This window comes from Serratia sp. NCCP-200, from assembly GCF_059697885.1.
On the sequence record NZ_BAAKUJ010000003.1, the window covers coordinates 186,489 to 200,193 of the forward strand.

Below are 13,705 nucleotides of genomic sequence, written 5' to 3' on the forward strand. Positions count from 1 at the left end.
CCAAGCCGTGAACGTTGTTCCTACAGGACAGCAATTGCGGCTTTTTTGTTTTTATCGTGCCCGTTTTCGCCGGTGGGCAGCAAAATGCAAAACTGTGATCTCACGCTAACTATTTGAATCACAATCCTCAAAAAACCCCTTCGTCCAGCCTTTAACCAAAAAACTTTGACGTACATCAATTTTGGTATGACCAAATAACCTCTCGTGTTATTCTGGCCCCAGATTGCAGGTTTAACTTAAGCGAACCCTATGTATTCTAAGGATATTATTTATTTACCCTTAGGCAACAATTGGTTCACATTCAGGGGGTCATTTTGACAACGCCAAAGAAGAAAATCGTTATTGTCGGCGGTGGTGCCGGTGGTCTGGAGCTGGCAACCAGCCTGGGCCATAAACTGGGTCGTAAGCATAAAGCGGAGATCACGCTGGTGGATCGCAATCACAGCCATCTGTGGAAGCCGTTGCTGCATGAAGTGGCTACCGGCTCCCTGGACGACGGTGTGGATGCGTTGAACTACCTGGCGCATGCGCGTAACCACTTCTTCAACTTCCAACTGGGTTCACTGGTCAACATTGACCGTGAAAAGAAAACGTTGCAGTTGACGCAGATCTGCGATGAGCAGGGCTGCCAACTGGTTCCCGCCCGCGAGTTGAGCTACGACATCCTGGTGATGGCGCTCGGCAGCACCTCTAACGACTTTGGCACCCCAGGGGTAAGAGATAACTGCATCTTCCTGGATAACCCGAATCAGGCGCACCGCTTCCATAACGAGATGTTGAACCTGTTCCTCAAGTTCTCTGCCAATCCGGAAGAGAAGGAGAGCGTGAATATCGCGATTGTGGGCGGTGGGGCTACCGGCGTTGAGCTGTCGGCAGAACTGCATAACGCGGTCAAACAGCTGCACAGCTACGGTTTTGAAGGGCTGGATAACAGCGCCTTGAAGGTTACCCTGGTTGAAGCCGGTGAGCGTATTCTGCCAGCTCTGCCGCCGCGTATTTCCGCAGCGGCGCACCAGGAGCTGAACAAGCTTGGCGTGCGGGTATTAACCAATACCATGGTGACCAGTGCCGATGAGCATGGCCTGAACACCAAAGGCGGCGAATTTATCAATGCCGATCTGATGGTGTGGGCAGCGGGCATCAAGGCACCGGACTTTATGAAAGAGATCGCCGGGCTGGAAACCAACCGCATCAATCAACTGGTGGTTGAGCCAACGCTGCAAACTACCCGCGATGCCAACATCTTTGCTATTGGTGACTGCGCGTCCTGCCCACGTGAAGGCGGCGGTTTTGTACCACCACGGGCACAGTCTGCCCACCAGATGGCATCACGTTGCTATAGCAATATCCTGGCGATGATGCACGATCAGCCGATGAAGCCTTACGTATATAAGGATCATGGTTCACTGGTCTCGCTTTCCCGCTTCAGCACCGTAGGTAGCCTGATGGGCAACCTGATGCGTGGTTCGATGATGGTCGAAGGACGTATCGCCCGCGTGGTGTATATTTCGCTGTACCGTATGCACCAGGTAGCGCTGCACGGCTATACCAAAACCGGCCTGATGATGCTGGTGGGTGGTATCAACCGCGTGATCCGTCCGCGCTTGAAGATGCACTGATGTTTTAATCCGCTAGTTCGGTTGTTCAAAACCCACGTAGGCTTGCCGCGTGGGTTTTTTCTTGCCGTGAGAGAGGGGACCGGCAGGGATAGGATTCTTCTCAATTCATTGGTTTTGGCCCGTTTTCAGGGTGTTTTGCTCATTGAGTCTTATTGCGAGGGTGAACTTCCTTGTGCAGACTTTAGGGAGTTTACAGACGGCGCGTCACGCACGCCGTAAACCGGGGGAATCGCCTGTGATCGCTGCGAGCTCGCCCGGTGCATAATGCGTGGTAACACATTCAGGAGGATTTCCTGTGAACAAATCAATGTTAGCCGGTGTTGGGATTGGTATTGCAGCCGCTCTGGGAATTGCTGCCGTAGCTGGTCTGGACGTATTCACTCCCGGCCCACAATATGCGCAGGTTCTCGCCGCAACACCGATCAAAGAAACCATCAAAACCCCTCGGCAGGAGTGCCGGAACGTCACGGTGACCCATCGTGCGCCGGTCCAGGATGAAAACCGCATCGCTGGCTCCGTGCTGGGCGCGGTTGCTGGGGGGGTGATTGGTCACCAGTTTGGCGGTGGCCGTGGCCGTGATGTTGCGACCGTAGTAGGTGCGTTGGGGGGGGGCTATGCCGGTCACCAGGTGCAGGGGGCCTTGCAAGACAACGACACTACCACCAGCACGCAGCAGCGCTGCAAAACGGTGTATGACAAATCGCAGAAAACGCTGGGCTATGACGTGACTTACAAGATTGGCGACCAGCAGGGCAAAATCCGCATGGATCACGATCCAGGCACCCAGATCCCGCTGGATAGAAGTGGCCAGTTGGTGCTGACCAAGGTCTGATCTTCGGAGTTTACCCTCGGCCCAACCCTCTCCACAGGGAGAGGGAGCCGTTCTGGCGTCCTTATCAGGGAACTGCTTTCCCCTTAAAAGGGCGCTAGAACGGTGCAGTAATCAAACTGCCAAAGTATGTTCCCGGAACGCCGCCAGCAGCTCGCCGATAAACTTCAGTCGTTCGGCCCGGTCAGTGAGATCCAGCATAAACTTCAGCTTGGTTGGCCCATCCAGGCGGTAAACCTGCGGTTTGCTTTGCAGCAAGCCAATCAGATAACCCGGATCGACCCGGTTCTTCTCGCCAAACTCGATAAAGCCCCCGCGCTCGTTACCTTCGATACGTTTGATCCCCAGTATCTGCGCCTGTTGACGCATCGCCGCGCTTTGCAGCAGGTTACGCGCCGCATCCGGCAGCAGGCCAAAGCGATCGATCAGCTCAACCTTCAGTTCCTCCAGTTCACCCTCATTTTTAGCGCTGGCAATGCGTTTATAGAAGGACAAACGGGTATTCACGTCTGGGATAAAGTCATCGGGCAGCAGCGCAGGCATGCGCAGTTCCACTTCCGTCTGATTACTGGTGAGATCTTCCAGCGAAGGCTCACGCCCGTTCTTCAGGGCGTCGACGGCGCTTTCCAACAGCTCCATATACAGCGAGAAGCCCACGGTGGTCATCTGGCCGCTTTGGTCTTCCCCCAGCAGTTCCCCAGCACCACGGATTTCCAAATCGTGGGTGGCGAGCGCGAACCCGGCCCCCAAATCTTCCAGCGAGGCAATCGCTTCCAACCGCTTGTGCGCGTCGGTGCTCATGACCTTCGGGTTTGGCGTTAACAGATAAGCATAGGCCTGATGGTGCGAACGCCCGACGCGGCCACGCAGCTGATGTAGCTGCGCCAAGCCAAAGCGGTCTGCCCGTTCGATGATGATGGTATTGGCGCTGGGGATATCGATACCGGTTTCAATAATGGTGGTACAGACCAGCACGTTGAAGCGCTGGTGGTGGAAATCGTTCATCACCCGTTCCAGATCGCGTTCCCGCATCTGGCCGTGGCCAATGGCAATCCGTGCTTCTGGCACCAGCTCCGCCAGGCGTTCGGCGGCCTTATCGATATTCTCGACGTCGTTATACAGGTAATACACCTGGCCGCCGCGCAGTACCTCACGCAGGATGGCCTCGCGCACCACCAGGCTGTCGTACTCGCGGACAAAGGTTTTCACTGCCAGACGGCGGGCCGGTGGGGTAGCAATGATCGACAGATCGCGCATGCCGCTCATGGCCATATTCAGGGTGCGTGGGATTGGCGTGGCGGTTAACGTCAGAATATCTACGTCTGCGCGCATCGCCTTGATACGCTCTTTGTGACGTACGCCAAAGCGGTGTTCTTCATCAACCACCAACAGCCCCAGATCTTTCCAGCGCAGATCGCTCTGCAACAGCTTATGGGTGCCAATGAGGATATCGACTTTGCCCTCGGCCGCCTCTTCCAGGATCTGCTGCTGCTCTTTGGCGCTGCGAAAACGCGACATCATTTCGATGCGGATGGGCCAGGTGGCAAAGCGATCGCGGAAGTTGTCGAAGTGCTGCTGCGCCAGCAGGGTTGTCGGCACCAGTACCGCGACCTGCTTACCGTTTTCGACGGCCAGGAAGGCGGCACGCATCGCGACTTCGGTTTTACCAAAGCCAACGTCGCCGCAGACCAGACGATCCATCGCCAGTGGCTGGCACATATCGCTCAGCACCGCGTTGATGGCCTGTTCCTGATCTGGCGTGGTCTCAAAGGGGAAGGTCTGGCAGAACAGCTGATACTGCTCACGATTATGTTTGAACGCAAAACCGCTCTTGGCGGCACGTTGGGCATAGATGTCCAACAGCTCGGCGGCCACGTCACGCACGCGTTCGGCGGCTTTCTGCCTGGCTCGTGACCAAACATCCCCACCAAGACGGTGGAGTGGGGCATTTTCGTCGGCTCCTCCGGCATAGCGGCTGATCAGATGCAGGGAAGAGACCGGCACGTACAGCTTGTCTTCACCGGCGTAGGAGAGGATCAGATATTCCGCCTTGATGCCCCCAGCTTCCAGCGTGGTCAGGCCAACGTAGCGGCCAACGCCGTGTTCCAGATGCACCACTGGCTGCCCTGGGTGCAGCTCTGCCAGGTTGCGGATCAGGGTATCGGTATTGATGGTGCGGCGATTATCCTGCCGACGACGGCTGACGCGTTCACCGAGCAGATCGCTTTCACAGATCAACGCCCGATCACGCAGCGTATCCAGGAAGCCACGCTCGGAGGCTCCGACCATCATGTAACGGCCCGATGCTTCGACCTCATCCAGATGATGGATCAGACTGGTACTCAGCTTGATGCGACCAAGCAGATCTTGCAGGGTTTCGCGGCGGCCTTCACTCTCTACCGAGAAGACCGCGCCACCGGTGAAGCTTTCAATAAAGCGTCGCAGATTATCCAGTGGGGCCTTCTGCTGGGCCTGGACGGCGAGATCCGGCAGGGTTTGATAGCCCAGGTTGGTGCAACCGGCTTTGGCAGGCAGCTCCTCGGTTTTCAACGCCATTCGCGGCCAGGCTTTCAGCTCGGCAAATAGCGCATCGACCCGCAGCCATAGGGTATCCGGGGCCAGCAGCGGCCGCATCGGATCGATCCGCCGGTTCTCATAGCGTTGATTGATATCGAGCCAGAAACGCTCGGCTGCTCCCTCCAGGTTGCCGGTGTTGACGAGCAGCGTATTGGCTGGCAGATAGCTGAACAGTGAGGGCAGAGGCTGGCTGAAGAACAGCGGTTGCCAGTATTCGATACCGGCAGGCCAGGTGCCTTTACTCACTTGCTGATAAATATGTTCGGCGTCGCGACGCACTTCAAACTGTTCACGCCACTGGCTGCGGAACAGCTCAATGGCGGCCTTATCGGTCGGGAACTCGTGCGCTGGCAGCAGGTTGATGGCGTCCACTTCGCTCAATGTGCGTTGGTTATCCACATCAAAGGTGCGCAGGCTGTCGATCTCGTCGTCGAAAAAGTCGATGCGATAAGGTTCTTCGCTGCCCATGGGATACAGGTCAAGCAGCGCGCCGCGCGTGGCAAATTCGCCATGTTCCATCACTTGGTCGACGCTGCGATAACCGGCCTGTTCCAACTGTGCCCGCAGCAGATCCCGCGAAAGTCGTTGGCCCTTTTTCATCACCAACGCATGGCCATGCAGGAACTCATGCGGGCAGACGCGTTGCATCAGCGTATTCACCGGCAGAATGATGATGCCGCGTGCCATGCTCGGCAGATGATACAGGCTGGAAAGCCGCGCAGAGATGATTTCCTGATGGGGCGAGAAGCTGTCGTATGGCAGCGTTTCCCAGTCGGAAAGGGTGGTCACCATCTGATCGGTAAACTGCTGGATTTCGTCACGTAACCGCAATGCATTCTGCATATCCGGGGCGATGAGCATCACCGGGCCGGGATGGCGTTCGGCAATTTCGGCGCATTCTACGGCACAGGCAGAACCGGTGAGCTGCCCTAGCTGGCGTAAATCGCCCGCGCGGTCAGGAAGAGAGTAACGGTAGGAGGATGCGGAGCTGCGGCTTTTATCAGAAATGCTCATTCAGTTATCTTTAATCAATGAATTGAATAACAGTTTTTGTGGTGTTCACCGTGGCGCTCGACGCGTGAATACCACAAAATCCTGTTTACCTGGCGTTTGGCTAAAGCTAACTCGTTCTCCCTCACCCCAACCCTCTCCCCAAGGAGAGGGAGCTGGAACGGTGTTGCGGTTAGGTAACGGAGTATGGCTAAGGCACATTCGGTTCCCTCTCCCTTTGGGAGAGGGGGCTATAAAGTGGTTCAAGCCCATCACCTTTTACCTTGGTTATACTAGCCCAGCGGCGTATAAACTGACACCGGTAAAAGCGCGAGCAAGCTTCCTGTTGGCGGTAATTTAATCAATTCTGCGCCATGGCGAGGTACTGGCCGATTTTATCGACGTCCACGTTGCCACCGCTGACGATCACCCCGACTTTTTTGCCCCGCAAATCGATGACGTGATTCATCGCTGCAGCGGCAGCCAGGCAGCCGGTCGGTTCAACCACCATCTTCATCCGCTCCATAAAGAAACGCATTTGCTGGCACAGCTGTTGGTCGGTCACCGTCAGAATATCTTCCACATAGTGTTGAATGATCGGGAAGGTGAGATTGCCTACCTGCTGGGTCTGTGCGCCGTCGGCAATGGTTTTTGGTACCGGGATCCACACTTTTTCACCGCTGCGGAATGCCTGTTGCACATCGTTGCCCGCCTCGGGTTCGACGCCAAATACCCGGCAGCCGGGCGACCAGTGATGTGCCGCAATGGCGCATCCAGAGAGCAGCCCGCCGCCACCGGTACAAACCAGCAAAATATCCAGCGGGCCAACTTCTTCGATCAACTCCTTAGCTGCGGTGCCTTGGCCTGCCATCACCTGCGGATAATCGTAAGGTGGGATCACCGTTAAGCCCTGTTCCGCCGCTAGCCGTTGGGTGATGGCTTCCCGGTCTTCGGTTTGCCGCTGATAGATCACCACGTTTGCACCGTAGCCACGGGTTGCCGCCAGCTTGGCGGCGGGGGCGTCATGTGGCATCACAATGGTGACGCTTACCCCAAGCTCACGGGCCGCCAGCGCCATGGCCTGCGCATGGTTACCGGATGAGAAGGCGATCACTCCGGCCTGGCGCTGAGCCGGAGTCAATTGGCTGATGGCGTTAAAGGCACCACGGAATTTAAAGGCCCCAATGCGCTGGAAATTCTCGCACTTGAAAAAGAGTTGGGCACCGGCGATCTCATCCGCCTGGCGGGAAGTCATTACTGGTGTGCGGATCGCGTGGTTTTGCAGGATTTCGGCCGCTTTGGCAATATCGGCGGCGGTGATGCAGTGGGACGTAACGGTCATGGCTACCTCATGTGGTTGGCATTGATTCGTTCAGTCTATTAATTTGCCCGTTGTAAACGGATTGTCAAACGGTTAAGCGGCTGTCAGTCGAAACAACCGTGCCATCAGGAAGGTCAAAATCCGGCATTTTCTGTAAACCCGTGCAAACATGATGAATAAAACCGGCCGGGTGGTTCCATAAACCCGGTAGAGCCTTTATTATCCTTGATCACTTTGCTTAAGCTACGGCAACAAAACGGATTTCATGTATCAACCTGTCGCGTTATTTATTGGCCTGCGTTATATGCGTGGGCGAGCCTCAGACCGCTTTGGGCGGTTTGTTTCCTGGCTATCCACCATTGGCATTACGCTGGGGGTGATGGCGCTGGTGACGGTGCTTTCAGTGATGAATGGCTTCGAGAAAGATCTCGAAAACAACATCCTGGGGCTCATGCCGCAGGCGCTGATCACCAGCAAGCAGGGTTCAATCAACCCTGAACAGCTGCCAGCCTCTGCCATGCAAAACCTGCATGGTGTCACCCGAGTCACCCCGTTGACTACCGGCGATGTGGTGCTGCAAAGCGCTCGCAGCGTGGCCGTTGGCGTCATGTTGGGGGTTGACCCGCAGCAGCCCGATCCGCTGACGCCTTATCTGGTCAACGTTAAACAGCAACAGCTGCAACCGGGTGAGTACAACCTGATTATCGGTGAACAGCTTGCCGGGCAGTTGGGCGTCAAGCGTGGCGATCAGCTGCGTCTGATGGTACCGAGCGCGAGCCAGTTTACCCCGATGGGCCGCATCCCAAGCCAACGTCTGTTCACCGTGATTGGCACTTTCCATGCCAATAGTGAAGTGGACGGCTATCAGTTGCTGGCGAACCAGCAAGATGCTTCACGTCTGATGCGCTACCCGGCGGGCAATATCACCGGCTGGCGTCTGTTCCTGCAACAGCCGTTGACGGTGGACACCCTTAGCCAGCAAACGCTGCCGGAAGGCACCCAGTGGAAAGACTGGCGCGAACGCAAGGGCGAGTTGTTCCAGGCGGTGCGCATGGAGAAAAACATGATGGGGCTGCTGCTCAGCCTGATCGTGGCGGTGGCGGCATTCAATATCATTACCTCGCTGGGCCTATTGGTGATGGAGAAGCAGGGCGAAGTGGCCATTCTGCAAACCCTGGGCCTGACGCGGCGGCAGATCATGTCGGTCTTTATGGTGCAGGGGGCCAGCGCCGGGATTATCGGCTCGTTGCTGGGCACCCTGTTAGGCGTTCTGTTTGCCATTAATCTGAACACCCTGATGCCGATCCTTGGCGCGTTGATCGATGGGGCTTCTCTGCCGGTGGCGGTTGACCCTCTTCAGGTGACGATCATTGCCGTGGTGGCGATGGCGGTCTCACTGTTATCCACGCTTTACCCTTCATGGCGCGCTGCCGCCGTACAACCCGCTGAGGCTTTACGTTATGAGTAACCATCTTTTATTGCAGTGTGAGCGCCTGTGTAAAACCTATCAGGAAGGCAACCTGCATACCGACGTGCTGCGCAATGTCAGTTTTGCCATGCAACCGGGCGAGATGATGGCGATCGTCGGCAGCTCGGGTTCCGGTAAAAGTACTTTGCTGCACCTGCTGGGGGGGCTGGATTCGCCCACTTCGGGTGAGGTGATCTACAAAGGGCAGTCGTTGAACAAGCTTTCTTCCACTGCCAAAGCCGAACTGCGCAACCGCCAGCTTGGCTTTATCTATCAGTTCCATCATCTGCTGCCAGATTTCACCGCGCTGGAAAACGCCGCGATGCCGCTGCTGATCGGTGGCACGAAACCGGCGCTGGCGAAGGAAAAGGCGCTGGAGATGCTGGCGGCCGTGGGCCTGGAAAAACGTAGCAAACACCGGCCCTCCGAGCTTTCCGGCGGTGAACGTCAGCGCGTGGCGATTGCCCGTGCGTTGGTGAATAATCCTTCACTGGTGTTGGCAGATGAGCCGACCGGCAACCTGGATAAGCGCACCGCAGACAGCATCTTCGATTTACTGGGTGAATTGAACGTACGCCAGGGCACCGCATTTTTGGTGGTCACCCACGATCTGCAACTCGCTAAACGCCTGAGCCGCCAGTTGGAAATGGCAGATGGCCGTCTACAGGCACAATTGACCCTGATGGGGGCCGAGTAATGAGCGCTTCGCCACTTTCATTGCTGATGGCGCTGCGCTTCAGCCGTGGCCGGCGGCGCGGCGGCATGGTTTCGTTGATCTCGGTGATCTCCACCATCGGCATCGCGCTGGGCGTGGCGGTGCTGATCGTCGGGCTAAGCGCGATGAACGGCTTCGAACGTGAACTGCAGAACCGTATTCTGGCGGTGGTGCCGCACGGTGAGATCGAACCGGTTAAGCAACCGTTCACCGGCTGGCCGGAGATCCTGCAACGGGTCGAAAAGGTACCGGGCATTTTGGCTGCGGCACCCTATATCAACTTTACCGGCCTGATGGAAAATGGTGCTCAGCTACGCGCCGTGCAGGTAAAAGGGGTCGATCCTGCGCAGGAAAAACAGCTTAGCGCGCTGCCAAGTTATGTGCAGGGCGATGCCTGGGCCAATTTCAAAAGCGGTGAGCAGCAGGTGATCCTGGGCAAAGGGGTTGCCGACGCTCTGGGCGTGAAGCAGGGCTCTTACGTCACGGTGATGATCCCCAACAGCGATCCTGAGATGAAACTGTTGCAGCCGAAGCGTATTCGCCTGCATGTCACCGGTATTTTACAACTTAGTGGCCAGCTCGATCACAGTCTGGCCATGGTGCCGTTGGCGGATGCCCAGCACTATCTGGATATGGGTGACAGTGTCACCGGCATTGCCATCAAGGTTAACGACGTATTCGCCGCTAACAAGCTGGTGCGTGACGCCGGGGAAGTCGCCGATGCCACCGTCTATATCAAGAGCTGGATTGGCACCTACGGATTTATGTATCGCGACATTCAGATGATCCGCGCCATCATGTATCTGGCGATGGTGCTGGTGATCGGCGTGGCCTGTTTCAACATTGTTTCCACCCTGGTGATGGCGGTGAAGGACAAGAGTGGCGACATTGCCGTGCTGCGTACGCTCGGGGCCAAAGACGGCTTTATCCGCGCCATCTTTGTCTGGTATGGCTTGTTGGCCGGGCTGGTAGGTAGCCTTAGCGGGGTAGTGGTTGGCGTGATTGCCTCGCTACAGTTGACCAATATCATGAAAGGCATCGAAAAGCTGATGGGCCACTCTTTCCTGTCTGGCGACATCTACTTTATCGATTTCCTGCCGTCCGAGCTGCACTGGCTGGATGTCGCTATCGTACTGGGTACGGCAATCGTGCTTAGCCTGCTGGCCAGTTGGTATCCGGCCAGACGTGCCAGCCGCATCGATCCGGCCCGCGTATTGAGCGGGCAGTAATAAAAACCTGGGGCCGGTAGCGGGCCCCATTTTTTTACCCTGAGGGCGAGATATGTACTACGGTTTCGACATGGGCGGCACCAAGATTGAACTTGGGGTGTTCGACGCCAATCTGCAGCGTATCTGGCAAAAGCGGGTGCCGACGCCGCGTGATGACTACCGGCAACTGCTGGCGGTATTACGAGATCTCACCCTTGAGGCCGATGCCGTTTGTGGTACGCAGGGGCTGGTGGGTATAGGTATTCCCGGGTTGCCAAATGAAGATGGCACCTTGTTTACCGCCAACGTCCCGGCCGCGATGGGGCAGCCGCTGCCGCGCGATTTGAGCAAGCTGATTGGCCGCGAGGTCAAGGTCGATAACGACGCCAACTGCTTCACGCTCTCGGAAGCCTGGGACGAAGAGTTCCGCCATTACCCGACGGTGCTAGGCATCATCCTGGGCACCGGAGTTGGCGGTGGCTTGATCGTTAATGGTAAAGTGGTCTCTGGGCGTAACTTTATCACTGGAGAGTTTGGCCACTTCCGTTTGCCGGTGGATGCGCTGGAGGTGCTCGGGCGTGATATTCCTCGCGTTCCCTGTGGCTGCGGCCATGACGGTTGCATCGAGAATTACATCTCGGGCCGCGGATTTGAGTGGATGTATGCGCATTTTTATCAACAACGGTTGCCAGCGCAGCAAATCATTGCGCATTATCAGGCCGGTGAGCCACAGGCCGTGGCGCACGTAGAACGATTTCTGGATGTCCTGGCCATTTGCCTGGGCAACCTGCTGACCATCATCGACCCCCACCTGGTGGTGATTGGCGGCGGCTTATCGAATTTTGCCGCAATTTATCAGGCGTTGCCCCAGCGTTTGCCCGCCCATTTGTTACGGGTAGCCAAACTGCCACGCATCGAGAAGGCACGCTATGGCGATGCTGGCGGTGTTCGTGGGGCAGCGTTCCTCAATTTGGTGGAAAGTCATAAATAAGGAGAGTTCATGCACACTCGCCATCGGTTGTGTCAGTTTCGCAAGAGTAAGCATGTGCGGCATCAGCGTTTTCGCTCGCGGATATTCCAACGCGATACCATGGCGGCGGCAGAGCTGAAAAAGCCGTTTGTCGTGGTGCTGACGGGAGCAGGGATCTCTGCCGAGTCTGGCATCCGTACTTTCCGCGCTGCCGATGGGCTGTGGGAAGAGCACAAGGTAGAAGATGTCGCCACCCTGGACGGTTATCAGCGTGATCCGGCCTTGGTGCAGGAGTTTTATAATGCGCGCCGCCGGCAGCTGCAGCAGTCGGATATCGGCCCTAATGCGGCTCATCGTGCGCTGGCCGATTTGGAAGAGTGGCTGGGGGAGGAGAACTTCCTGCTGGTTACGCAGAATATCGACAACCTGCACGAGCGTGCCGGTAGCAAGCATGTGCTGCATATGCATGGCGAGCTGCTGAAAGTACGCTGCACCAGTTCTGGGCAGGTGGTGGAGTGGTTGGGAGACCTGAGCGTGGATGAACGTTGCCACTGTTGCCAGTTCCCTGCGCCTCTGCGGCCTCACGTGGTGTGGTTTGGTGAAATGCCGTTGGGGATGGATGAGATTTACGCCGCGTTGGCCAAGGCCGATTTCTTTATCGCGATTGGCACCTCTGGCAATGTTTACCCGGCGGCAGGTTTTGTTCACGAGGCACGGTTGGGCGGGGCTTATACCATGGAGCTGAACCTGGAGCCAAGCCTGGTGGAAAGCCAGTTCGAAGAGAAGCATTACGGTCCGGCCAGCGAAGTGGTGCCACGCTTTGTGCACAAGTTCCTGATGGGCAAGGTCGAGCGGGCGGATAAGCCTTAATCGAGCGTCGGGTTAAAAGGTGTGGGGAAATTCAATATGTTCTCCACACCTTAATCTAGGTCAGCGTCCAGCTTTTAGCTGCTGGAAGTAGGTCTCATACAGCGTACTGGTATCACCCACATCGTTTTGCCACTCACCGTTCTCAATCACCGCATCATCCGGATACAGCGACTTGTCGTTGGCGATCTCCTTCGGCAACAGCTTTCTCGCGGCCAGATTAGGGGTAGGGTAACCGATGGTTTCCGCCACCTGCACCGCGATCTCCGGGCGTAGCAGGAAGTCGATCAGCTTCAACGCTCCCTCGACGTTCTTGGCGTTAGCCGGAATGGCCAGGCTATCCATCCAGAAAATGCCGCCTTCTTTCGGCCAGACGATCTCCAGTGGGGTACCGGCCTGGCGCGCGACATAGGCCGAACCGTTCCATACCATGCCCAGATCGACTTCACCTTCCATATACGGATTACCCGGGTTATCGGAGTTAAACGCCAGCACGTTTGGCATCAGCTTCTTGAGCTCGTTATAGGCAGCCTCGATCTGTTTAGGATCGGTGGTATTGCCTGAATATCCCAGTTTGCGTAGCGCGACCTGGAACACTTCACGTGCATCATCGGTGAGCAGCACGCGGCCTTTGTATTCCGGTTTCCACAGATCGGCCCAGGCGGTTACGGAGTTGGCATCAATGGCATCGGTATTGATGCCAATGGCGGTGGCGCCCCAGATATAGGGAATGGAGTAATCGTTGTTGGGATCGAACGGCTTGTGCAACAGGTTGGGATCGAGATCGTTAAAGTGGCTGAGTTTGCTTTTGTCGATCTTTTGCAGCATCCCTTCCTTGCTCATCTTGGCGATGAAATAGGTGGAGGGCACCACCAGATCGTACGCGCCATCCTGATAGGTTTTCAGCTTGGCATACATGCTTTCGTTCGATTCATAGGTGGAGTAAATCACCTTGATACCGGTTTCTTTGGTGAACTGTTCCAGCAGCCCCGGTGGGACATACTCGGTCCAGTTGTAGAAATAGAGCGTTTTGCCGTCGTCCGCGGCGTTTGCTGAGCCAATGCTCAGAGCCATCATCCCGGCTGCGAGCAGATGTGACCACTTTTTCATGGTGCGGATCCTTTAGCAGTGCATGTTTTTA

Annotated in this window: 10 protein-coding genes; 7 read left to right on the forward strand and 3 right to left on the reverse strand. The window is 56.4% G+C overall.

Annotation, left to right across the window (positions count from 1 at the left end; translation table 11 throughout):
• The first annotated feature begins 314 nt into the window (after positions 1-314).
• Positions 315-1,619, forward strand: coding sequence for an NAD(P)/FAD-dependent oxidoreductase (locus tag AC6HVW_RS11050; protein ID WP_024485958.1), 1,305 nt, complete (start codon positions 315-317; stop codon positions 1,617-1,619).
• Between the two features lie 295 nt (positions 1,620-1,914).
• Positions 1,915-2,451: a glycine zipper 2TM domain-containing protein gene (locus tag AC6HVW_RS11055; protein ID WP_166734786.1), complete on the forward strand. Its 537-nt coding sequence runs from the start codon at positions 1,915-1,917 to the stop codon at positions 2,449-2,451.
• A gap of 111 nt (positions 2,452-2,562) precedes the next feature.
• Here AC6HVW_RS11055 and mfd read toward each other — a convergent pair whose 3' ends face one another.
• Together mfd and AC6HVW_RS11065 are read right to left on the reverse strand one after the other, a co-directional pair.
• On the reverse strand, positions 2,563-6,039 hold the full coding sequence (mfd, locus tag AC6HVW_RS11060) for a transcription-repair coupling factor (RefSeq protein ID WP_071680494.1): 3,477 nt from the start codon (positions 6,037-6,039) through the stop codon (positions 2,563-2,565).
• A gap of 337 nt (positions 6,040-6,376) precedes the next feature.
• Positions 6,377-7,357: a threo-3-hydroxy-L-aspartate ammonia-lyase gene (locus AC6HVW_RS11065; protein ID WP_071680493.1), complete on the reverse strand. Its 981-nt coding sequence runs from the start codon at positions 7,355-7,357 to the stop codon at positions 6,377-6,379.
• Between the two features lie 244 nt (positions 7,358-7,601).
• Between AC6HVW_RS11065 and lolC the strand changes: the two genes are divergently transcribed.
• Genes lolC through cobB form a run of 5 tightly spaced genes read left to right on the forward strand, consistent with a single transcriptional unit; the run spans position 7,602 to position 12,567 of the window.
• Positions 7,602-8,804: a lipoprotein-releasing ABC transporter permease subunit LolC gene (gene lolC / locus AC6HVW_RS11070; RefSeq protein WP_071680492.1), complete on the forward strand. Its 1,203-nt coding sequence runs from the start codon at positions 7,602-7,604 to the stop codon at positions 8,802-8,804.
• Positions 8,797-9,501, forward strand: coding sequence for a lipoprotein-releasing ABC transporter ATP-binding protein LolD (gene lolD / locus AC6HVW_RS11075; RefSeq protein WP_071680491.1), 705 nt, complete (start codon positions 8,797-8,799; stop codon positions 9,499-9,501). The genes lolC and lolD overlap by 8 nt, the downstream gene beginning before the upstream one ends.
• Complete coding sequence (gene lolE / locus AC6HVW_RS11080; RefSeq protein WP_021804697.1) at positions 9,501-10,748, forward strand: lipoprotein-releasing ABC transporter permease subunit LolE; 1,248 nt, start codon at positions 9,501-9,503, stop codon at positions 10,746-10,748. The genes lolD and lolE overlap by 1 nt, the downstream gene beginning before the upstream one ends.
• Before the next feature lie 52 nt (positions 10,749-10,800).
• Positions 10,801-11,718, forward strand: a complete 918-nt coding sequence (nagK, locus tag AC6HVW_RS11085; RefSeq protein ID WP_071680490.1) for an N-acetylglucosamine kinase — start codon at positions 10,801-10,803, stop codon at positions 11,716-11,718.
• Between the two features lie 9 nt (positions 11,719-11,727).
• Positions 11,728-12,567, forward strand: coding sequence for a Sir2 family NAD+-dependent deacetylase (gene cobB / locus AC6HVW_RS11090; protein WP_059200568.1), 840 nt, complete (start codon positions 11,728-11,730; stop codon positions 12,565-12,567).
• A 60-nt stretch (positions 12,568-12,627) separates the two neighbouring features.
• Here cobB and potD read toward each other — a convergent pair whose 3' ends face one another.
• Positions 12,628-13,674, reverse strand: a complete 1,047-nt coding sequence (potD, locus tag AC6HVW_RS11095; RefSeq protein WP_071680489.1) for a spermidine/putrescine ABC transporter substrate-binding protein PotD — start codon at positions 13,672-13,674, stop codon at positions 12,628-12,630.
• Positions 13,675-13,705 lie beyond the last annotated feature (31 nt).